This is a genomic window from Vescimonas sanitatis (genome assembly GCF_049060325.1).
In the GTDB taxonomy this organism is placed as follows: domain Bacteria; phylum Bacillota; class Clostridia; order Oscillospirales; family Oscillospiraceae; genus Vescimonas; species Vescimonas sanitatis.
This window is the reverse complement of the sequence record NZ_JBMGPW010000011.1, coordinates 45,999-67,468: the sequence shown is the minus strand read 5'-3', so window position 1 is coordinate 67,468 and position 21,470 is coordinate 45,999. Positions and strand designations below refer to the sequence as shown.

The following is a 21,470-nucleotide window of genomic DNA, read 5'->3' as shown; positions in this document are numbered from 1 at the left end:
TCTGTCACCTCCGGTATTCAATGGGCTGTGTCAGCTTGATAACAAATGCCGTAGAAACGAAAATCACCCCGGCACAGACCGCCAGGATGATTTGGCCCATGGCAGTATGCATCAGCGTGTTGAACCAGTCCCTGTTCAAAAAATAGAGCAAGGGGATATTTCCGACCACCAGCACCTGCATGATGATGAATTCCTTGCGGGGTTCAAACACCATGTTTTCCAGCTCGCCGTTGACGATGCGCATGTCGGAGAGCTTTGCCACAATGGGCGTGAGAATTGTTTTAAGGCCGCGATCGTGCTGGCAGGCCAGAAGTGCCGCCACCCATTCCCGAAACACCGCATTGTCGATTTTGGTACCCATGTCCTGCAGGGCGGCATCTACATCCGGGTCCACCAGTTGGATTCGGGCCAGAAACTCGGCAAACACGCTTTTTACAGGTGGGTTCAGGTACTCCAGGTTTTCCTCTACCGCCGTCTGGATGTCCTCGTTGCGCAGATAGGCTGTGGTAATGATGGATAGAGCTGTTTCCAGCTCGGCGGCAATGTTCTTCTTGTAGTAGGAAGCTGTCAGCTTGATGAACCAGAACGGTACGAACATCATACCCACAGCCATCACCGGGACAAGAAAGAAGTTCCCCATCATAATGGCGGCAGAGGCCCCCACTACAAAAAGCAGGAGGGACATGGCGCAAATGGCTGGAAACTTAGGCTCACGCCCGGTCATTTTGAGGATGTTCTGGGTGTCGGCAATCTCACGGCGCAGGAATGATTTCTTTTTGCGATGGGTGAGTTCGTTAATCTCATCCTTGAGGCTCTTGGGCCGGCTGGTCAGGCTGCGGAACACTCCGTCGGTGAATTCCATCGGCGACAGGCGCAGCAGGATAAAAAAGCCTGTGACCATGCCGATGCAGGCGAACAGTTGGATACTGGTCATACAGTTTTGCCTCCTTCCTGGAGCGTATTTTCGTCGGTGGCGGTTACGGTCTGTGCTGCTGCGCTGCCTTCAGCGTGGGGGCTGGACTCAGCGGGCGCCTTCTGCTCAAAACTATCCATCAGCCGGTCCAGCTCCTGCTGAGGCATCCCGTTCTCCACAAACCGTTTTTGCAGGCTCTCAGAGATTGGAGACACTGCTTCGTGGACGCCATCAATGTGGAACTTCCCATCCTCCAGCCGGTTTTCCGTGATCCGGAACCGATAGAGGGTATTGTATTGGCGGGAGCCATCCGGGAGGGTTTCACACTCCATGATTTCCATGATCTTTCTGGATTTGTCCTCCAGCTGTTTGGCAAATACCGTCACAGGAAACGCCTCGGTGACCAGATCCATAAGAGTATCATCAGCCATCTCATGCTTTCTCTTGCACAGGGTGACCATACGCCGCCAGGTGGCCTGCGAGCTGTTGGAGTGGATGGTGGTCAGTACACCGTGACCGGTGCGGGCTGCTTCCTGCGCTGCGTATGCCTCTGCTGAACGCATCTCACCCACACAGATAATGTCAGGATGATACCGCAGGGCCATGTCCAGCAGCATATCCTGGTCCACGCTCTGCTTGGCATTCTCTGACTCACGGGTGATGGTGTGAATGACACTGTTGGTGACCCGGCCATTTTTCTCCCGCACCAGGTCCAGCTCACGGGAGCCATTTTCAATGGTGAAGATGCGCTTATGGTCGGGAATCGTGGTGAGCAGCCAACCGGCCACCGTGGTTTTTCCAGAGCCGGTTGCCCCCGCCACACAGACCGAGACGCCATACCGCAGGCAGGCGGAAAGGAAGTCCAGCATAGGGCCTGTGGCAGTGCCGCCCCGGACGAAATCCTCCTTCTGCATATTCTGCGGGTTGACGATTCGGATAGAGGCGCAGACTCCCACATCCTCATCCACCAGCGGAGTCTTGAGTACGGCGATACGGATATTTTTGGAGAGGTGGCCCAGTACGGCGGGGCTGGCGTTGTCCAGCACCATACCCGAAACATGGAGCATCCTGCGGATCACATTGATGGCATGGTCGGGACTGTCAAAGTGTTCCTCCAGCTTGACCATCTGGCCGCTGGAATACAAAACTTCAATATCACGCCAGGAATTGATATTGATCTCCTCAATACCAGAGCCGAAGATGTACTTGGTGAGAAAGCCAAACTCGGCCATCTCGGTGTAGAGGGCATCCACCAGCTGTTCCCCGGACAAATCCCTGACGGCAATGCGCCGATCCTGGACATATTTGCTGATGTATCGCTTGATTTGCTCCTTGGTATCCGCTCCCACGCCATCTGTGATGAGGGTGGAATATTTGCCGGAGATATATTCCTGAACATCCTGCAGCACAGAACTGAAATCCCTGCTCTCATTCTCCGGTGTGAAGAACAGGGAGTGGCCCCTCTGGCCAGCAGCGGCTTCCGTGGCGATGGTACGCCGGGGCAGGTCATCTGCATCGGTGAATGCTGTCGCCGGGGTCTGGGCCTCAGAGGGCGGCTGAACCGCCTCATCCAGAGGAGCTCCCTCCAAAGCAGCCTCCTGCTCCTCCAAAACAGGCTGCGGGGCCTCAATGGTGCGGTTGCCGGAACCAAACAGAGAATCGTTTCGCTTCTGTCCTAACATGAAAATACCTCCCGGCATACCTGCTCGATTTCCTTGCGAAAGCCTCTGCTCTCCTTCATAGTCAGGTCAGAGAGAAGGATTCCTGCGAGGAACTGGGCCTCCAATTCCTCTGAGTGGGACAATGTGAAGGCCACATTGCCCAGCGCCTGCCCGATCTGCTCCCCGGCCTGTTGGGGCTTCACATTGGCCGCGATTTTGTACTGTTTATCCGTATCCCACTTGGCGTCTTTCAGCAGAGGAAGCTGGCTGGAGAGATAGCTGATGCTCTTGAGGTCCGCATTGGCCAGCCGCAAGACGGAGTCTGCCTCCATCAGCGCCACAGCGGAGAGGATGTCATTGGCAATGTAGCTGCCGCAGTCGATCACCACATAGGGGGCGACTTCACGCAAGCAATCAATGAGTTCTCTGGCCTGCGCCTCACCATAGGGAGGATAGGTGTACTCGTTTTCGCCCTTGAGCATCCCCAGAATGGTCAGGTACCCCAGCCTTTTGTGGGTGACGAGATTATTCTTGACCAGATTTTCGGTCACATGGGCAGCGGCCAGTACGCTTCCCAGCGACCGCTCACACTCCAGTTCCGATGCCGGGCAGATACAGGGCAGCATGGGGGCGGTCATATCACACAGGAGCAGGACAACATTTCTCTTTTTGTCTGCCAGATATTTGGCCATCTTCACCGCCATGGTGGTCTTGCCGCTGCCGGGGCTGCCCCAGACGGCAACTACGCCGCCCCCCTGAAGTTCCGGGGCTGTGGTTTCCTCGCTGGTAGAGCGGGAGAAAATACCGTTTTTCTTAAAATTCAGCATCAGGAAGCCTCGCTTTCATCTGTAGATCCAGCCGGAGCCTCTGTATCCTCCGTTTCTGTAGTGTCAGGCTGCGCACTGTCGCTGGAGGAGTCCTCTCCGGCAGGCTCAGGGGGATACAGCGTGGCAATCACCTCATTCTGTACCGCCAGGAACCGGTCGGCATTTTCACGGGACCCGCGATAGACCAAGGTCAGGTGCAGCTTGCCGTCAGCCTCCAGCTCCGCCAGCACGCGGCTCTGCTCTGGGGAAACCAGCAGTGTCACTGTGGAGGGCAGCTCCCGCTCATCTTCTTCGGAGGGTGCCTCGCCGGTATTGGCGTCATATCCGGAGGAGGCAGTGACACCGATGACCTCTACATATTTAAGTTCGGGTGGAATAACGGTCTGGCCCTGTTTTTTGAAATCCGGAGCCACCACGGAAACAATATCTCCGCTCTGCAGCTTGCCGGACAGACCAGTGGCAAAACTCTTGATGGTGATGGACATGGCCTGCTGGCTTCCATCCAGATTGTACAGGTAGGCGTTGTCAGCGGCAGGTTCGTCAGATACCTTGGTGTTGATGATATAGTCGCCCGCAACCAGGTCAGCGGTGGCAAACTTTCCCACGGCATTTTCCTTCAGGCGGATTACATTTTCAGGCAGGTTATAGCCGCCTACTTCTACAGTCTGCACCATATCGGCAGTGATCTCCTCACCAGCCAGAATGGGCTGAGTTACCCGGATGATCTGTTCTTTCTGGCTGACACTCCTATTGAAAAGAGGCGTCATACCAAAGCAGATTACCAGAGAGAGCAGGATGCAGATAACGCCGACAACGGTTCGATTTTTGAACAGACTCATAATTGGCAGGTCCTCCTCAGTCATGATTTGTTATGGGAATGGCGGAAAGAATGCCCGCCCGGTCAGGCGCTGGTCCACTTGCAGCGGCGGCGCTTACGCAGCCCGGAAATCAGGATAGCGGCAGCCCCCAAGGGCAAGGCAATGCCGGTGATGGTGAGAATGACCGTTTTATTCAGCTTCTTCATAGCGTTCCTCCATAATTCAAAATGTAAATGATAGCAAATCCAAGGGAAAGAAACGGCGCCAGAGGCAAAGCTGTCTGGCTGGGCGCCGCGCACTTTCTTCTGCGGAACTTCTGTGTGCTCCAGTTGATTGCATAAAACAGTGCGGCAAGGGTAAGGCCAAGCGCCATGCCCCACGAGCCGGCCGTGATTCCCAGTACAAAGCCGGAGGCGGCGGTGAACTTGATGTCACCGCCGCCTATGGAACCGGGCTTATGCATAGCCGCAGCCAACAGAGGCAAGGCCGCCAGCGGGCCCATCAACTGGGCCGGATGAAAGACCAGCAGCCCCACTATGGTAATCAGGGCACAGATTGTATTTGGGATCAGGCGTTTCTGGCAGTCGAAGATGGCACCAACCAAAAGCAGGGAGAAAAACAGCCACATTTGGAGGGCTTTCATTGGTTCCTGCAGTTGTGAGATGACTTCCAGTGGCAGCGGCGCGGGTGAGAGGAATGGCCGGAACATCCATAGAGGATTATCCGGCATAATCAAACATCTCCTGGATTCGCTCCGTCAGGGTGGGCATGACCACATCGCCAAACAGCGCATACAGGCCAGCCAGCACCAGAGCGCCGATGACCACCGCCATCAGGATCTTCACAGCAGTATCCACATAGCCCTCACCTCTGCTGTCCTCCAGGGCAGCATGGGCATGGATCATTATGCTGTTCATCTTGCCTGCCAGCTTATTCATCCGATTCTTCATGGTATTTTCCTCCTTATTCTGCGGTCACATATTCACGGCAGGGCTGGCATCATACGCCGGCCCCTGGGTAGGGTCTGGAGCTTCCAGACCTCTCTGGCTCTGGGCCTGGGCCTGCACAAGAGCCTGCTGGTAGGCATCCAGAACAGCCGAATCAAACTCCATCCTGGCCTCTTTTGTGCAGGAAAAACAGATATCCTTGTACTCGCCGTTTCCAGCCCTGTAGCTGGGCATGGAGACAAACAGCCCCTTGGAGCTGTCCATGACCTTGATGCCTCGGACGGCAAAGCAGCCGTTGATGTTGACCGAGGCGGTGGCACGGCAGCTTCCCTCCAGGCGCAGGGAGTGGATTTTCACTGCGTAATGAGTGGGATAGACGGCGTGGCTGTCCTGCCGGACAGCAGGCTGGGCGCCAGACTTCTGTACGGTTTTCGACATACGCTGCTCCTTTCTTTTTCTGGCCGGGATCAGCCGGCGTAGTTAAACATCTCCTGGATGCGCCGGGTCAGGGTGGGCATAACGGTGTCGTCAAACAGGGCGTACAGCCCAGCCAGCACCAGAGCACCGATGACTACCGCCATCAGAATCTTCACGGCGGTGTCCACATAACCCTCTCCGCTGCGATTGGACAGGGCGGCGCGGAGAGAAACAGGCAGCTCTTTCATGGAATGGACAGCGTTTTTCAGATACTTCATGTAGCGTTCCTCCTTATAAAAAATGGACAGCCCACGGCTGCCCTGGAATCATAGGGTCATGGAAAGCGCGGGTGTTTCCTCAGACTGCTGCTGTGAGGTTGTAAGCGCCTCACAAGCCTCCAGCAGCTCCGGCTCTGGGGTAGGATGCGTCTGGCGCCAGCGATCCCGGATGGCCTGGAGTGGCTGTTCCAATGTGGCCAGCTTTTCCTTCTGTTCTGTTGACAGGCCAGTGTTTTCACACAGGCAGCGATACACTGCCTGTGTATCGGCAATCTCGCCAGCCTTTTCCAGAAGCTCCGATGGGGCGGCGGAGCGCAGCGGTTCCAAATAAGCAAGGTACTCCTGTTCCAGCTTTTGAAACAGTCTTTGATCTGATCCATCCTTTCTGGACGGCTCTGGTGTGGTCACATTTTCCCGGAGGGCTGGAGTGAAGTCCACGTGGACAATCTCCCGCTTGTCCACATAGTAGAATGCGCTTTCATCAGTATCATAAAGCTCGATCACATCTGAGATGGCAAGCGGGCGCTCTCCTCCGGGCAGGGTCCTGCGGCAGAACTTGTTCCAGATGTCTTCCAGCTCCTGGCTCTCAGCCTGCCCATCATAAGCAATGCGATATTGGCTTGGGTTGGGGCCATCGAATTCTCTGGCCATTCGCTCCAGCCCAATGAAGCGCATTTCGATGGGGGTATCTGGCTTGAGTTGCCAAATCCGCAGGGACTTGAGGGGCCGGGCGTTTTGAATGGGCCCCCCGCTGGCCAGCCGGTCGTACACTCCATCCACCCAGCGGACCGGCAGATTTTTACGCTCCAGCCACCTTTCCAAATCCTCACGGCGGAACATGGGGTCTGCTGTGATGCCATCCCCCTCCAGATAGCCCACTGCGCTGCCATAATAGAACAGGCGGCCATTCCTAATTTCTACACTCCGCATGGCGGCATTCCTCCTTTACTGCATCGTCATCCCTCCTTGGGTATGGGATTGCTCCTTGTCCTCAATCAGCTTACTCAGGGCCTCTGCCGCCCATTGGGGGAGGCATTCCTCCTTCAGCACACCAATGAAATCTGTCCGATTCCAGCGAGTTTCCTCTCCATCACCCAGACAGGTGCAGCGGATACTGCGCCCGATGGCGCCAGGAGTACAGCCGAAGCCGTCATGGGCCAGCCAGAGCTGGTTTCGCTGGTTCCAATAACTTTCCTTGAGGGTGTTCGGGGAAAGGATCAGGACCCGGCCCTCATAGTCCAGCTTTTCATAGGAACCGGTTTCACAGTGCTCAGACCCCAGCAGCTCCAACTGCTTATACGCATCCCGGACCTGACCGATGAACTGGTCCATGCAGATCAAAGCGGTGTCTACTGCAAAGTACCGGTTTGTGCCATCCTGTGGGATATATGCCCCACACTGCCAGTTCCGGTTCGCCTCGCTGAGCCGATCCTTGATAGGACCCAACTGTTGGAGTGTATTGGCAAGGACGAAATTGGTCCGTTTGAAGCCCCATTGATTCAAAATGCTTTGGGCAGCCCCCGGCTGAAGTATTCCATCGACATTGGAATAACCGCGAATAGCCGCCTCAATCTCTCTGGCGCAGGAAACATTTGCCCGGAAGCTCTCCTCCCACCTGTCCAACTCCCCACGCCTTCCGGCCTCTGCCTTGGAGTAGGGGTAGAGGAAGATTTCATGCTCCATAAACGGTATCCTCCAGCATAAGGCGCTCCTCCAGTTCTCCAATGCAGATCCCACTGGCGGCAAGCATCTCCAGCAGATAAGGCGGCACATCCCGCAGATCATGGTCATATCCAGCTTCTGCGATGGTGACGGTATTCTCATCCTCATCTACGTAGGCGCAGAGCTTTGCATTCTCCGGGATTCCAGCCTCCTCCCGCAGATAGTCGGGCAGAGCGATCTCCTGTCCATCCAGACCGTCAAAGGGACAGTCGCCATCACAGCCGTCGCAAGGTCCGCTGGCTCTGGCCAGATGCACGCTAAGGTCCACGGTCAGCTGGTGCAGGGCGTCCATAGCCCGGATTACCTCCATAGCGGTCATCTTTTGCTTGAGGATAATGGCGGCACTGGGCAGTGCATGGAGTTCCGCTTTATCCCCGTTTTCAAACCCGCAGAGCTTGAGTGCGGCGGCAGGAATGGCCATCTTTTCTCCGGTCACTTCTTTTACAAACTTCAAATTGCATTCCTCCTTATAGCTTTGGGTTCAGGAATGGGAGCGGCTGCTCCGGCTCCTGCTGCTCGATCATGGATTCTCTGAATTGCTCCAGTTCCGACTGGGTGGGATGATATTTCTGCATTTCCAATGCGGTCAGAAGTGCGTAGGACTGGTTGACCTCTGTCATCAGCCGGCGCAGGCCGGAAGCATCCAGCTCAAGACCCATCCTGCGTGGAAAGGCAGTGAATGTAACCGCATATCGTCCCGGAGTGGATTCGGGCGTTATCTGCATCTGCAGCCCGATATAGGCGTCGCTCTCCGGACGGATATATACATGGCCCACCGTACTGGGGCAGACCTTCAAACGGCCCATACTCATTTCCTCAATCAGCAGGGCCGCCTTTTGGAGCTTCTCCAGCTCATTTTGATGTTCGTTCAAGCAAATCACCCCCATTTCCGTCAAAGAGGGTCATTTGGGAGGGCATTGTCCGGTTCCTCTCCTGCGGATCATAGTTGGCGATGATCAACTCCGGGAACTGGCACCCATTGTCGTACCGCTGCTTGATGTTGTTGATGCGAGTGGTTTCCATCAGAAAAATTCCCGGCTGGTCGTACAGCCCCCGCACAAAAGCATCGTCATTGTAGGACAGCAGGAACTTTCCCTGGATGGAGAGGAGGGTGTCCCTCAAACGGATGTGATCGGCCTCGGTGAATCCATTTTCACCGATATTCTGGTAATACCCTTCTGTGGCATGGTAGGGCGGGTCGAGATAGAAAAAGCTCACAGGGCGGTCATATTGGCGAATCAGCCTTTCGAAGTCCTTGTTCTCAATAACGACCTTCGCCAGCCTGCGATGGGCTTGTTCAATTAGAGGGAAATTAGACCGGATATCGTGGGGCTGGCTGCCGAAGCTGGTCAATCCCGAAGCATAGGAATAACGGATCAGCTGATAGAACCATGCAGCCCGCTGGACATCACTTGCGGGGCTGTCCCGTGCCAGCGCCGCCCGGACAGCATCGAAATCCTCCCTTGCATTCAGCACAAACCGCAGGGCCTCCATGAGTTCTTCCGGTTTTTCCCTGACACAGCGGTAGAGGTTGACCAGCAGCCCGTTGAAATCGTTATAGACCTCGAAATCATTACCGGGTGGTTTGTGAAAGAGAACCCAGCCACCCCCGCCGAAGACTTCGATGTATCGCTCGTAGTATATTGGAAACAGACTCACGATCAGCTCCCGCAGGGCCTTTTTGCCGCCGATCCAGGACATGAAGCTGTTCAGTTGCCATCACCCCCCTTCAGGGGCAGGCGGGTCTGGTCGGTGTCAAACTGTTCCAGGGAGCGGTTCAGGCCGTGGATGGCGGCGGCGATACCGCTGATCCTGCGGGTCAGATGTCCAATGGTTGCCCGTACCTCCTGCTCGGTGGCGGCATAAAAATAGCCGCTGGAGTTGCTGGCAATCGGGATCCCGGCCCGGCGCAGCTGATTGACAAGCTGCCGAAGCTCTGTGCCCTTGATGGAAAAGGTCCGTTCCAATTCCCGGCTGGTTGCGGCGCACAAAGCACACGGATGGTATCGCTTCAGATGCTCCGCAAGCAGTTCCTTCTGCATGGATGCCTCCTTTCCGGGGCGTTTTTCCGAAAAAGGGCGCAAAAAAGCAGGGGCCGTTATCCCTTGCGGAAAAACGGCCCCTGTGTTTTCTTATTCTGTTGTTACCGGATCACCCCCAGCCCTCGCAGAAGCAGGACACAGTCCAACGCTCCCTGACAGTAGAGGTGTCTGCACTGGCAGTGAGTCACCTGATTCAATTGCCGGATATAATCCAGCATCAGTTTGCGGTGCTGCTCATCCAGCTGTGCGTCCTGTCGGAGCTGGTCGCTGATGTGGGAGAGAGCAGCCTCCCCGCCAGCTTCAGGCAGCTTCTGATCCAGCTCCTGCAAAGCGGTTTCGATGAGGCGGTCTATGGTATCCTGCAGGATCTCTTTTCGCTCATCCATTGGAAGCACCTCCTTTTGCTCCGCAACACTATCACACGCTTTATGGAATAGCGATACCAAAATCCAACAAAAATGCCGCCTTCACATTGTCTGGGCTGTCATCGGCGATCCGCCCAAATCACTGTATTCGTAATGGAGTTCCCCTCCATTCCAGGCAACATAGCCGTGGTCGGTGGCGCTCAGACCATGCTTTTGGATATACCATTCGGCATAGCTCTTTCCATCAAAGCATTTGGCCAGAAAGCTGTTCCGGTCAATAACCTGGCTCTTGACCGCCAGCTCGAAGCCAAATCTGCCAAGCTCGACCCCACGGGGTATGAAGGCAAAGTGCTGAAGGTTTTGGGAAAAGTCCAATGCCTGATCCAGCCGGTGGCAGTCCTCCAGCTCCAGAACAGCCTGCCATTTATCCATCCAGTACGCCTCACCCTGGCCCTGTTCTGCCCATACATGTCCAAAGTCAATGGCATGGCGCACAAGTTCACTGGCTGAGTCATACTGGGAAAGGATATCCATCAGCTGGGGCAGACAGCAGTCCACCTCCAAAGCGATGCACTCGCTGAGACTCTCTGCCTGCATTGCGTCCAGGCCCAAAAGCAGTTCATCCGGATAATTGGGATCCGTGTATTCCCCGGCGTCGGGGAACCCTATCCAGACGCCCTCCATATTGGAGCGGCTGGCCAGCTTGATACGGATGGCGTATTCGCCGGTTGTGGGGAGTTCTGAGAGGTTTTTATCCGGTTGATGTTCTGGGGCAGCACTGCGCCGGATATAATGGCCTTCGCAAAACACGCCGGAGGCTCCTTCCTGCTGGAACATCTGCCCAACATAGGCGGGAGAGAGATAGGGACGGGCAACATCCGGAACCTGCTCCAGATGCTTCATGACAAACTGACCCAGAGCGTCCTCGTCCCCGGCGCTGTAAAACAGCTCATAACAGTGAAGCTGACTGGCAATACTGATGGCTCCGCTGGCTGTTTCAGGCTTCTCCAGCTTCATCGCACCGCGGAACAGGAACTGCTCCTTTTCCGTCATGGCGGCAAACCGCTGTTCCAGCCACTCGTATTCGGATTTGGTCAGTTCCAGTCCGTCCAGTGTATCCATCAATTGAACAAGTGCCTGTTCTTCTGCCATATCAAATCATCTCCATTCCGTTCTGCTCCGGGGCTTCATGGAGAGACTGAATGGGCTGACCGTCCAGTCTGCGGATTAGTCCGTATCCTGTGATGACCCCATTCCTATCCTCCAGAAGCTCTCTGCCGATCTCCGCTGACTGACCCGTCTGGAAAAGGGCTTCCGGCAGATCCGGGTATTTCTCCCGCAGAACCAGCTCCGCATAACTCCATGGTTGAGCCACATCTGGACGGAGCTCATATTGATCCAGATCCTCCATCAATCGAATGGCATCCTGCAAGCCAGAACAGCCGCTTGCTTCCAGAATCGCCTTATATTTTATAATGGCGTCCTCATTCCAAATACGCTGCTTCTGTTTGAGCAGGGCGGCTATTTTTTCCGCAGGGGCAAGCCCTCCTGCATCTGCTATTGCGTCGTCAATCATCTCCCGAAGGGAGGGGATCAGGCATTCCACGCACTGGAACCCGCACTCCTTCTCGGAGCTGGCCCCCACCTTATCAATGGCCTGTCCTATGGCGTTTCCGATAGCCGGAAGATTCAGGAATGCGCTTTTATCGCTGTCATACGCCGGGTCATCAAAACAGCCCATGGTCACTTCCAGCACCACCGGGGAACCTGACCGGTCAAAGTAAGCCATCTGACCAGGCCGATACACTTCCTCAAACGCCTCTCCGCTTGGTTCCATATAGCCGCAGCTGGTAAATACACCGCCGATGGCCTGGCGATGTTCTTCCCCAAAGACCTCCAGAAGACGCCCACGATAGCCGCTGCCCGGTTCGGTGGTGTCCAGCAGGCACTCGACCTCTTTCGTGAGCATCTCGTTTTCATACAGAAACGCCCCCAAGCTTTCATCATTGAAAACATCGGGGACGATATGGCAGTCTGCATTGAATGTAAGGTTGATAAGCCTGGGAAGCGGAATGGATTTTGTGCCCTGGGCCTGTTCCATTTTCAGCAGGCCATCCATGGAAAGCAGTTCCACACTGGTCAGCATGGTCAGCCGCCTTGCGAAGAGGTTCAGTTCATAGAGATTTTTGGCGCCGCCGATGAGGTCGGAGGAGAGGCCGGCCCACCAGCTTCGGGTCAGCTCAATGCCGCAATTCCGGCCATCGGGGATCCGTGCCTTTTGGAGCGCATCATGAAACTCTGCCCAGGTTGCAGGAAGCTTCAGTGTGATAGCAGTTTCATATCCTCTGGGTCCGCCGTTGCTGATCTCAACCTCAAACGCTTTTTTCTGATAATCCAATTCGACACCTCCTAACTGAGCCTCATGCCCATCGGCTCTTGCTCATCGGCTTTGGGATCTGCGCCAGGGACATCCCAACCGCACATACTGCCCACCTCCATGGCCTGACGCTGGACGGGGCTGACGCCCAGGTTCTCATTCAGCTCATCTGCCAGCTCCACATTCCGCTCCTTATCACCGGTGTCCCAGTCCGAAGGGTAGTAGCCGTTCTCGCCCCGCTTGACGCAGATGAGCTGGCCAGTGGAGGCAAGGGTCGAGAAGCACAACTCGGGAAGTCCTTCTGCGATTTTGGGGGCAAACAGTTCCTGCTCTGTCTGGATGCTCCAGTGATCGCTGTTCCACAGATGAACATAGAGCTCTCCGCCGTCCACAGAAATCTCATGCTGCTCAAAGCCTTCACCCCAGCCATCCGAAGCCTGACCGGCGATGTACTCCTTGAGAGCATCCAGTTCATGGGTGGAAAGTTCCCCAATCACACGGCATTCTGCCACACCCCAGAGTTTCCGGTCATGCTCCTCTACCGTGAATACCACGGAGCGCACCTTTCTGTTGACCTCATCGTCTACATCATACCAGTGCATGATGCCGCTTTCCGCTTCCTCCGGCATCCGGTTGCCGATGAGGGCCTTGAGGATCTGGCCTTCGTAATTACGGAGACTGCCGCCCTCCAATTCTGTGCTGTAGTCCTCGATGTCACCCCATTCGTTCCGCTCATAGAAGTCTGCGGTGAGGGGCATATACAGCTTCATGATGGTGGGTTCAGGCGGCAGGACAGTGAAGCTGTCCTCTCCCATGACCAGAGCCAGACCACTGCCATTGTCCCACTTCACATGAAATTGCCCGATATCATCGATGCTTTCCAGCGTACCCGTGGTACCGGGCGGCACCGGGTGATAGGGATCTTTCATCTCTCTGAGCTTGATTCGGCTCCCTGCAGGGTACTGCTCCCGCAGAAAAGCCAGCCATTCTTTCGGAATGGACAATTTACATACCTCCCATCTGCATTTCCTGGCAGGGCGCATCCTGCCCCAGTTTCTCATGGATTCTTTCCACAGCAGTGGCAATGACTGGATCCTCTCGAAAACTGGCCAGCTTCTTGTAGTCCTCGAAGAACCGCTGCTCACCCTCGCAGGTGCATACAAGATCCACTGTAGCGATACCATTCTTAGTGACACCCAGCCGCTTTTCCGGTTGGGGGCTGTCCTCGTAGGTCTGAATGGCATCCTCAAGTGTCAGCTCCTGGCAGTGCTGCTCCTTTGGGGTATTGATTTCAGTGATGACAAACCACTCATACTGATGTGGGACGCCTGGTTCGGCAGCGGCTTGAAGCTGGCGCTTGCCCTCCTCTGCCAGTCCATAGTTACAGGTGCGGCGAGGATTGCCCTCACCGCCAAAATCCAGCAGAATATCATCCACCGCCTTTTTGACCTCCGGATCATCCGTCAATGTTTCAAACCGGAAGCCAGTGATATTTCGATCCGGCAGTTCCTCCCAAATCATCTGCAGATACTCCCGCGCACTGGTGAATTCTTTTTGATCTCCGTTGGTGAAGGTTGCCTTGCCAATGATCCGCCTATGCTGGGCCAGTTCCTGCTGGTGCAAATCGTAGCAGTACAGGTAATATGTGACGAGTTTGTCACGAGGGCGGTGGTAGGCGGAATGACTTGAAATAAGGGATTTTTTCATAAAAACACCTCACATAATATTTATTTTTTCTTTCTCAAATAATCCGGGATCGCATCGTGGGAGATTTCATTCAAATCCACATTCAACACCTTGGGTATACTTCTGTTGCGGAGGACACTATTCAGCATGGATTGACTTACTGTGGCGTATATTTCTGTCGTTTGGACAGAGACATGTCCTAAAAAGTCGCGAATGTAAACTAATTCTGTGCCAGCCTCCAGCAAATGAACTGCTTTGCTATGTCTAAAACTGTGCGGTGAATACGAAGATTCATTGAATAAATCCGGGCGTATGTTCTTTGCTCTGGAAATGTATTTGCAAATAACGTTTCGGATACAGGCTGGGGTAATTGGTTCGCCGCGCTGATTTAAAAATAAAGGAGCATCTTTTTCTGCAGTTCCGAATTTGCGCTCAGCAATGAACTGCTGAAGAATCCTTGTGGGCCGGTTCATAAGAGGTACAACACGGCTTTTGCCGCCTTTACCGTGCAAAAGCACACTTGCGGGATTGCTAAATCGAATGTCTCCAACTCGTATGCCGCATAACTCCTGTGCCCTGGCTCCACTGTCGTATAAAAGACTCAGCAGTACGATGTCCCGTCGTTCCAGAGGTTTTCTGGGGTCTGGCATTTGCAGCAGGACTCTCAATTCCTCCACGGAAAAGTATGAAAAAATATGGCGAGGAGTCTTTTTCGGAGGAATACTTGCTATATTGGAGCAAATCTTTAATGCGGAGATACTGCGCTGAGAAGCATATTTGAAAAAAGCGGAAATAGCCGAAAGCCTTTGGTTTCGGGTTGAGGGACTGCAGTTACGGTGGGTTTCCAACCAATTCAAGAAGGATAAGATCACCTTGTCGGAAAAGTGTTTGTAGTCCAGCAAGTATGGTTTTATGTGCTGCTGTTCCGCCATATACTCCAGCAGAAGGCGGAAAGTATCTTGGTACGAGGCAATCGTGTTAGGGCTATAGTTGCGAACATTAGGAAGATACTCATCAAAATACGTCCCAAGGCGTTGAGAAAATGACGTTGTTTTCATGGTAGTACCTCCGGGAATATGTCACCCGTATCTTTTTCCGCACAATCCACTATGTGTTCGTAACATTCGGGCGTGAGGCGAAGATACAATTCCGTTCCATAAATATCTGTATGCCCCATATAAGTTGAAAGAATTGGTACGGAATAGAAACGATCTATTCCTCGTTTGCTCTGTAACTGTAATGTGTGTACCGCAAATGTATGCCGAAGACAGTGGACACAGACACCCCTCAACTGTTTAGGGTACGGATGACGGTCAATACCGGCAATTTCAAGAGCCCTCCTTAACCAAATATAGGGGGTAAGAGTTGAAAGAGGTTGTTTTTTGTGATTATAAAAAAAGAAATCCTCGGAATTAGGAAATGGATGCGCAATACTATGATATGTACGGCAAACATCAATCAGCGAGTTACTCATGGGAACCAACCGGTCTTTGTTTCCTTTGGCAGCCCTGATTAAAAGAGTTCCCTCTGTCCAGTCAATATCTTTATTTTGGAGAGAAACTGCTTCGCCAACCCTCAAACCGCAACCATAAAGCATCCTAACCATAACCGGGAGCCAAACTTCTGCTTTTGTCAAACTGCGTCTCGCGGGAATATTGTCGCATGCCTCAAATAATCGTTTCATTTCCTCGGATGTGAAAACATACGGAGTATAGTTGCGTTTTATTTGTAAAGGTGGTGGGATATACGCTTTATAACCCAATCCGGTGAGGTAGTGTGCAAATTGCCGGTAAACACTGACATAATGCGCTTTTGTGTTTCCACCAACATTCAAAGAATTAATCCATGCATCTACGATAATTCCATCCAGTTTCTTTTTCACCATTCCACTTTGTATCAAATAGTCATCCAGACTTTTTAATACGCGTCGTTCCTCAAGACCGTTGCTGCCGCCAGAAATTCTATATTGCAGAAAACCATTAAACTCTGCTGCAAAGTAGCTGGTATATTCAAAAGTTTTTTTCTTACGCATGTCCAGACTCCTTTATAAGCCGTTCAAAGTTTCCAGAAGGTGGAGGCACTTCCAATGCGCAATCTCTCAAACGGGAGATATCGATTTTGGTATAGTACTTAGTTGCGTTAGGGCTGCTATGCCCCAGTGCTTTCTGAATAACAGGATAGTGAATGCCTTCTTTTAAAAGTGAACTGGCAAGGCTGGAGCGCAAGGTATGTGCGCCTTTCTTTTTCCCATCTGTATTGATCCCATTCTCCTCTAAGAGTTTCCGCAACTCGTAATCCAGCGTCGAGTTGCGCAGAGGATAATACGGAGCTTTATGACGCAAAAAGATAAAAGAAAGGTCACTTTGAGGGCGGGCTGCAATGTACCGATTTATTGCGTCTTCAATTTCTGGTAAGAGCGGCAGTACGAGTGGGATGCCAGTCTTCATCTGGACAATGGAGATTGTCTTCTTGACCCAATCTATATCAGAGAACTTCAATTCGCAGGCATCAGTGTTCCTCAGTCCCAGCCTGGCGCAAATAAGTAATACTGCATATGTACGTTTGCCACTCTGCGTAGTACGGTCGATAGATGCCAAACAGGTTTCAATATCATCTGTACTGTAAACGGTAGGTACGCCTCTATGACGTCGAATTTTTGGAACAAAACAACTCAGATTAGTGGGCATCCACCCATTTTCCGCAGCAAAGCTAAGGAACTCGCGGATTGTACTGCGAAAGTGGTTCTGGTCTGTGGACGCTTCAAACGCAGCAGCTATATGATTAATACTGATATCCTCCAACTTTTTCGCGTTTTGTGTCTCAATAAATGAGAGAAACAGTGACAATATACGCAGCCGAGTCCTAACATCATATGTGTTCTTTAGCCGCCGTTTAAGCCGTTCCTCAAAGAACGGAATTACCCAGTCAAAGCAAGACGATTTCAAGTGATAGCCGTTTTCCAAATGCCTCAAACGGATATCTTGACCTTTGGCAATATCGTCCAGTTTATTCAGCGCAATCCTATACTGCTCCATGAAACGAGGTCCTCGGTAGGCTGATAGTTTTTCCTTTTCCTCTAAAAAAGATCTCGCCAGAACTTTTGAATAGCTGTTTTCGCCTTGTGTTAGGGCATACTCGTAAAATTGTGAGTATGCCCTTTCATGCCGTTCGATGGTATTTTTTGCATTGCCCCGTCTTTTCATTTCAGACAGTACGGCATCAACCATTGATTCTAATGAGCAAGCTTGCTTCATACTGCATCACTCCTTTGAAAATTTTACTGTATCAGCGACTATTTTCATTATCCCAAGGTGTGCGCAGACAGACAAGCGCAAAATATTATGTGAGGTGTTTTTATGAAAAAATCCCTTATTTCAAGTCATTTCGCCCACCACCGCCCTCGTGACAAACTCGTCACATATTATCTCTTATGTGCTCAAGCACATAAACAGTACCCTTGATAGTCGCCCATAACAGGGGTGCAGCGGAGGCAGAGACGGTAATTTCCCACTTCTACGAGATAGCCATAGCTGCGCTTATCTTCTGTGATAGGGCCGCCGTGCTGCCAACAGTAGGTACTCATGGCTTTCAGATCCTTTAAGGGGCCATCCTGCCGCAGGCTGTCTACAAACCGCTGCAGAATATCCTTGAATTCCGGTGTGTTGAACTGGTCGTCGTTATGAGGCCACCAGGTATGCCAGAACTCCTTTCCACCATGGCCGAAGTCTATCCGCAGGTGGCCCACTGTCCCCAGGACCCTGTCCTCCTCCGCATCCATGGAATAGAATAACCCCGCCTCATCCGGAGAGGCGGGGCGCAGTATGAACTCTCGCGTGTCCTGGGGATATTCCAGATCATGTTTCTCACAGAACTGCTCCAGCGTCATTTCCTCACCCAGCAGATGAAAGCTGCCATTGACCCGGCGGGAGACAGTGCCTTCACGCTTCAGGGGCTGGGGAGAGAGGATGGTTCCTGTGTGGAAGATATTTTCCCTGTCAACCAGCGCAGCATGGCCATTCGGATTATTCTGTGTGCCCTGCAGATCATAGCAGTGCCAGCCCTTGGGAACCAAATCCCGCAGGATCAGCCAGTTGGTAAAGAGCACAGGCTTTCCAAACAATTCGGCGTGCTGCATGGGATCGGTCCAGACATTGATGCTCATTGTATCCCTCCCATCTCCACCGTGTTTTCCCATACCTCCTGCTCTTTGAGGGAGGCTTCTATTTGGGCGCATAAGTCATCCGGTACCAGGGAGTCAAAATCCCAGAATCCGGCGATTTCCTGTATCAGCCTTTCACATCCTGCCACCCGGCCTCTGGCATCATCGGCCCCAAGACTGGAAATTATATCCACGGAATGGAGACATATCCCTTTCATCACAGCGCCCCTCTGCTCCTGTGTGGGGGCCCATGGGTGGGTTGCCTGATCCGCTTCCTGTATCTTCCGGTCAAAGGCTGCCACATAGTCTACGACCTCGGTATCCAGGCCCCAACAACCCTCCAGTTCGCTCACCAAGCGGCGGAGGTCCGGGGTCTGCGCCTTGCCCGGATCTCCTGCTTTCTGCCGCAGCTCAGCGGCGTATTCTGTGAGGCCGTCGATGCATTTGGAGATTAGGGCTTTATCCTTCCGGACTTGCGGTTCCATAGTGTTGATCAGTTCATCTAAAGTCATCTTCAATTTCAATATTTGCGCCTCCTCATTCCCGGTCAATCGGTATTCGACACGAACACTACCACACTCTGACAGCAATAGCTATCTGAAATTGAAAAATGTTTTTGACTTCCACTACATAGATAAATCTGGGCCCTGAACTGGCTCTTGTGATGGGGATGGGACAAGATTGATGAGGCGCTTGGGGTCAACGATGACTTCCTCCTCATTTCTGCCCAGAAAAAGGGCATAGGTGTGCTCTTTGTTGATCTGTGCTTCATAGACTATGCCGTCCTCGCCATAACGGTGGACAAACCACTCAGCTACTTCACGGTTCAGAGTCCATGACAGGGCCTTGATGTTGTTGGCGTTATACGATGTCACACCGCGATAAACCGTCACCACATCGTCCAAGTTCTGGAACTGTGTGTATTCCTCCTGATCCATCAGCTTCTGCGGGTCAAGGGATCGGAACATGGACAGCAGTTCTCTTTGGCTGAGATTTGGGTCATTGTTGGGGCTTTCCGTACTGATCCATGCATAGGAGAGAAATGAGGCCATATCCTGCTCGGACAGATGTGCCGCCGCCAGTCTCAGATAGCCGAATTGATAGGGTTTCGTAATCATACAAAAGAGGTTCATGGCCGTTTCTGCTTCATTGATCCGCCGACTGAAATTCTCCCTCCAAGTGCGGAGTGCATCAGGGCTGTCCAGCAGATTTCCCACCGAAAGGCTGCCATCCTCGGCATATATCCCAGCCAGGCCGCTGTCTGTAAAGGGGTGCTTGACCACCAGCGGTGACATTTTTGTAGGTTGGATATCAAGATGCAGGAGTGTGTGCGACAGTGTTTTTAGGGCAGTCATATTGCTTTCAGCAGGCCAGTTCTTTTTCTGTTGTTTCATTCCAGCCCACCCATCTGAAGGCCCTGTTCCGCTTGATATGCTTCGGCTGGGTCTTCTGCCATCAGATCCTCCAGCGCCATTGTTCCGGGATAGGACACATAACCATAGCCACTGAAGCGGCCATTTTCCTGTTGGATGCGGTGCTGCCCATAGCCCTCGTAATCGTAGAAGGCCTCCAGAATATCATCATATTCAAACCGGCCGGACTCTCGGATCATGTATCTTCCATATTCTTCTGGAGTGTGGATGCCGGGAATAAAGTCGAACTGCTCCAGATTTTCAGCCAGACGACGGATCGCACCGGCATTCTCAGGTTCTGCAAATACGATCACAGCTTCCAGCTTATCCCTGTCTTTCTGCTCCAGTTTTGCAATGGCACCGCACATGGCATTGAGTGAATGCAGGCTGTCTCGCTTTTCATTCAGTATCCTGCCGGCCTCCTTCTGAAGCAGGAATACATCTATCGTGTAGTCCGCATGGTCAGGATCCTGCCAGCCTGCCCGCAGCAGGGTGCGGCGAATCTGCTGCTCTGACGCGGGGAGCCAAAGCAGTTCCGGGGCTTGGTTTTCTGCTGGTACAATTTTCAATCCCATGCTGCTGTTGTCATAAAGATATTCCGGAAACTGCCGCCCATTGTAGAGCGGCTCCAACTTCATGCTGTTGTCATAGGCCACACCATAGGGAGTGACTGTCCCGGCTCCGCTGTCAATGAGCAAATAGGCAGTTTCGGTCCCATCCAGCGCCTCCAGATCTTCTGTTCTGGCACAGCCGCCATTCAAATTCATGTAATGTTCCCGCCCGATTTTTTCAAGGTCGGAAAAATCGGTGATCACAGTGGCCTTCTGGCAGCAGAAGGTCAGATTGATGAGGTCCTTTATTTTCGAGAGCCCCAGCTTGTGGGCCATCCCCTGGAACTGGGCGGCCTCTCCGTCATCAAAGCTGTCCAGCCGCTTGGCCAGATAGTCCAGTTCATCAAGGGTGACCTGTGTGCCGATCAGAGCGTTCAGGACGGTATAGAAGCTGTCCAACTCATCCACCTGACAATCCTGCCGGAGCGTATCGCCGATCTCCAGGGGTTCCAGCAGCTCTATCGTGCAGTCATAGTTCTGATTGGGGATGGGGAAGGGTATCGTGACCTGGCCATATTCCGGATGCTGGGCGTTGCTTAGCACCGCTTGGATCACATAGCTCATTTTCTCACCTCCGCAGCCATGATCGATTTTCCATACCGCGCGATTAGCATAGCGTTGAGAATATCACCGAAGGCTTCGCTGCTGACCTGTTCCTCGTCCGCCAATTCTGAGGAAGTAATGAGCAGCGTCCCGCAGTAGAGGCCCTTGGCCGCCCTGTACACAGGATAGTCCCGCGGGTCGATCCCCCGCAGGGAAATGGAGGAGAAATCGATCCTGCCGTGAGATATATGGGGAAGCACTCTCCGCCAGAGCCCGGCGCGGGAAGAGAGCAGATAGGCAGCCGCCAGCTCGTGGGGGCAGCTGGTGGCTATGCCAGCCTCCAGCCACTCAGACAGCCTGCGCCGATGGGCCGGTTCCAACACGAGAGGAAGCGACTTTCCTTTGGGAAGAGAGCTGAGCCGGTTCCATAGCTTTTGGTGGCCTGCCATGTGGAGGCATCCCTCCGCAAGTTCCTGGTAGCTAACAGTCCCTGCTTCCAACCGCTCCGGAATGTATGGGCAAACAGACGCCTGACAGGTATGCCGCATATAGCTCTGGCAGTAGGCGCAGTCCACATCCTCTTTTTTGTAATGGAATCTGCACAGAACCATCATCCCGCCACCCCGTTTCTGAAAGCCGGGAACACTCATCATCATCCGCTCCAAACTGGCCAACGGAGTGTCTTTTGAAAA

The 21,470-nt window shown here is 53.1% G+C and carries 28 protein-coding genes; all 28 read right to left on the bottom strand.

Features of this window, described 5'->3' with window-relative positions:
* Positions 1-4: 4 nt before the first annotated feature.
* The 28 genes from ACOMDU_RS12800 to ACOMDU_RS12665 all read right to left on the bottom strand — a co-directional run bounded on the left by ACOMDU_RS12800 (position 5) and on the right by ACOMDU_RS12665 (position 21,227).
* Complete coding sequence (locus ACOMDU_RS12800) at positions 5-934, bottom strand: type II secretion system F family protein (RefSeq protein WP_119979859.1); 930 nt, start codon at positions 932-934, stop codon at positions 5-7.
* Positions 931-2,595, bottom strand: coding sequence for a CpaF/VirB11 family protein (locus ACOMDU_RS12795; protein WP_119980017.1), 1,665 nt, complete (start codon positions 2,593-2,595; stop codon positions 931-933). The genes ACOMDU_RS12800 and ACOMDU_RS12795 overlap by 4 nt, the downstream gene beginning before the upstream one ends.
* Positions 2,589-3,401, bottom strand: a complete 813-nt coding sequence (locus tag ACOMDU_RS12790; protein WP_119979858.1) for a CpaE/TadZ family protein — start codon at positions 3,399-3,401, stop codon at positions 2,589-2,591. The genes ACOMDU_RS12795 and ACOMDU_RS12790 overlap by 7 nt, the downstream gene beginning before the upstream one ends.
* Positions 3,401-4,240 carry a Flp pilus assembly protein CpaB gene (gene cpaB, locus ACOMDU_RS12785; protein ID WP_119979857.1) on the bottom strand — a complete coding sequence of 280 codons (840 nt, stop codon included), beginning with the start codon at positions 4,238-4,240 and terminating at the stop codon, positions 3,401-3,403. The genes ACOMDU_RS12790 and cpaB overlap by 1 nt, the downstream gene beginning before the upstream one ends.
* 62 nt (positions 4,241-4,302) lie before the next feature.
* Entirely contained in the window at positions 4,303-4,425 is a 123-nt protein-coding gene (locus ACOMDU_RS12780) for a hypothetical protein (protein ID WP_270774919.1), read from the bottom strand.
* The gene (locus ACOMDU_RS12775; protein WP_243126151.1) at positions 4,422-4,949 is read right to left on the bottom strand and encodes a prepilin peptidase; all 528 of its coding nucleotides are present in this window, start codon (positions 4,947-4,949) and stop codon (positions 4,422-4,424) included. Before ACOMDU_RS12775 ends, ACOMDU_RS12780 begins: the two co-directional genes overlap by 4 nt.
* Positions 4,939-5,136 (bottom strand): DUF6133 family protein, encoded by a 198-nt coding sequence (locus ACOMDU_RS12770; protein WP_333559096.1) that lies wholly within the window; start codon positions 5,134-5,136, stop codon positions 4,939-4,941. The genes ACOMDU_RS12775 and ACOMDU_RS12770 overlap by 11 nt, the downstream gene beginning before the upstream one ends.
* Positions 5,137-5,193: 57 nt before the next feature.
* Positions 5,194-5,604, bottom strand: a complete 411-nt coding sequence (locus tag ACOMDU_RS12765) for a SpoVG family protein (protein ID WP_119979854.1) — start codon at positions 5,602-5,604, stop codon at positions 5,194-5,196.
* 29 nt (positions 5,605-5,633) lie between these two features.
* On the bottom strand, positions 5,634-5,831 hold the full coding sequence (locus ACOMDU_RS12760; RefSeq protein ID WP_069432259.1) for a DUF6133 family protein: 198 nt from the start codon (positions 5,829-5,831) through the stop codon (positions 5,634-5,636).
* Between the two features lie 78 nt (positions 5,832-5,909).
* Positions 5,910-6,791 (bottom strand): YodL domain-containing protein, encoded by an 882-nt coding sequence (locus tag ACOMDU_RS12755; RefSeq protein ID WP_165860621.1) that lies wholly within the window; start codon positions 6,789-6,791, stop codon positions 5,910-5,912.
* 15 nt (positions 6,792-6,806) lie between these two features.
* The gene (locus ACOMDU_RS12750) at positions 6,807-7,544 is read right to left on the bottom strand and encodes a DUF3849 domain-containing protein (RefSeq protein WP_119979853.1); all 738 of its coding nucleotides are present in this window, start codon (positions 7,542-7,544) and stop codon (positions 6,807-6,809) included.
* Positions 7,534-8,037, bottom strand: a complete 504-nt coding sequence (locus ACOMDU_RS12745) for a hypothetical protein (RefSeq protein ID WP_243126148.1) — start codon at positions 8,035-8,037, stop codon at positions 7,534-7,536. The genes ACOMDU_RS12750 and ACOMDU_RS12745 overlap by 11 nt, the downstream gene beginning before the upstream one ends.
* A 13-nt stretch (positions 8,038-8,050) precedes the next feature.
* Complete coding sequence (locus ACOMDU_RS12740) at positions 8,051-8,455, bottom strand: hypothetical protein (RefSeq protein WP_119979852.1); 405 nt, start codon at positions 8,453-8,455, stop codon at positions 8,051-8,053.
* The gene (locus ACOMDU_RS12735; RefSeq protein ID WP_119979851.1) at positions 8,436-9,284 is read right to left on the bottom strand and encodes a DNA adenine methylase; all 849 of its coding nucleotides are present in this window, start codon (positions 9,282-9,284) and stop codon (positions 8,436-8,438) included. Before ACOMDU_RS12735 ends, ACOMDU_RS12740 begins: the two co-directional genes overlap by 20 nt.
* An 8-nt stretch (positions 9,285-9,292) precedes the next feature.
* On the bottom strand, positions 9,293-9,625 hold the full coding sequence (locus ACOMDU_RS12730; protein WP_119979850.1) for a hypothetical protein: 333 nt from the start codon (positions 9,623-9,625) through the stop codon (positions 9,293-9,295).
* Positions 9,626-9,726: 101 nt separating this feature from the next.
* Complete coding sequence (locus ACOMDU_RS12725; protein WP_119979849.1) at positions 9,727-10,011, bottom strand: hypothetical protein; 285 nt, start codon at positions 10,009-10,011, stop codon at positions 9,727-9,729.
* A gap of 81 nt (positions 10,012-10,092) precedes the next feature.
* The gene (locus tag ACOMDU_RS12720; protein WP_119979848.1) at positions 10,093-11,142 is read right to left on the bottom strand and encodes a hypothetical protein; all 1,050 of its coding nucleotides are present in this window, start codon (positions 11,140-11,142) and stop codon (positions 10,093-10,095) included.
* 1 nt (position 11,143) lies between these two features.
* On the bottom strand, positions 11,144-12,388 hold the full coding sequence (locus ACOMDU_RS12715) for a hypothetical protein (RefSeq protein WP_243126144.1): 1,245 nt from the start codon (positions 12,386-12,388) through the stop codon (positions 11,144-11,146).
* Between the two features lie 11 nt (positions 12,389-12,399).
* On the bottom strand, positions 12,400-13,371 hold the full coding sequence (locus tag ACOMDU_RS12710; protein ID WP_243126142.1) for a DUF4314 domain-containing protein: 972 nt from the start codon (positions 13,369-13,371) through the stop codon (positions 12,400-12,402).
* Position 13,372: 1 nt separating this feature from the next.
* Positions 13,373-14,074, bottom strand: coding sequence for a hypothetical protein (locus ACOMDU_RS12705; protein ID WP_421130573.1), 702 nt, complete (start codon positions 14,072-14,074; stop codon positions 13,373-13,375).
* A 20-nt stretch (positions 14,075-14,094) separates the two neighbouring features.
* Complete coding sequence (locus ACOMDU_RS12700; RefSeq protein WP_421130572.1) at positions 14,095-15,111, bottom strand: tyrosine-type recombinase/integrase; 1,017 nt, start codon at positions 15,109-15,111, stop codon at positions 14,095-14,097.
* A complete protein-coding gene (locus tag ACOMDU_RS12695; protein WP_421130571.1) occupies positions 15,108-16,085 on the bottom strand; it encodes a tyrosine-type recombinase/integrase in 978 nt (325 codons plus the stop codon). The genes ACOMDU_RS12700 and ACOMDU_RS12695 overlap by 4 nt, the downstream gene beginning before the upstream one ends.
* Entirely contained in the window at positions 16,078-17,307 is a 1,230-nt protein-coding gene (locus ACOMDU_RS12690) for a tyrosine-type recombinase/integrase (RefSeq protein WP_421130570.1), read from the bottom strand. Before ACOMDU_RS12690 ends, ACOMDU_RS12695 begins: the two co-directional genes overlap by 8 nt.
* Positions 17,308-17,489: 182 nt before the next feature.
* The gene (locus ACOMDU_RS12685) at positions 17,490-18,215 is read right to left on the bottom strand and encodes an LPD28 domain-containing protein (protein ID WP_421130569.1); all 726 of its coding nucleotides are present in this window, start codon (positions 18,213-18,215) and stop codon (positions 17,490-17,492) included.
* Positions 18,212-18,736, bottom strand: coding sequence for a hypothetical protein (locus tag ACOMDU_RS12680; RefSeq protein WP_119979845.1), 525 nt, complete (start codon positions 18,734-18,736; stop codon positions 18,212-18,214). The genes ACOMDU_RS12685 and ACOMDU_RS12680 overlap by 4 nt, the downstream gene beginning before the upstream one ends.
* Positions 18,737-18,838: 102 nt before the next feature.
* The gene (locus ACOMDU_RS12675) at positions 18,839-19,606 is read right to left on the bottom strand and encodes a hypothetical protein (RefSeq protein ID WP_119979844.1); all 768 of its coding nucleotides are present in this window, start codon (positions 19,604-19,606) and stop codon (positions 18,839-18,841) included.
* On the bottom strand, positions 19,603-20,799 hold the full coding sequence (locus tag ACOMDU_RS12670) for an antirestriction protein ArdA (protein WP_119979843.1): 1,197 nt from the start codon (positions 20,797-20,799) through the stop codon (positions 19,603-19,605). The genes ACOMDU_RS12675 and ACOMDU_RS12670 overlap by 4 nt, the downstream gene beginning before the upstream one ends.
* Positions 20,796-21,227 (bottom strand): hypothetical protein, encoded by a 432-nt coding sequence (locus tag ACOMDU_RS12665; protein WP_421130568.1) that lies wholly within the window; start codon positions 21,225-21,227, stop codon positions 20,796-20,798. Before ACOMDU_RS12665 ends, ACOMDU_RS12670 begins: the two co-directional genes overlap by 4 nt.
* Positions 21,228-21,470 lie beyond the last annotated feature (243 nt).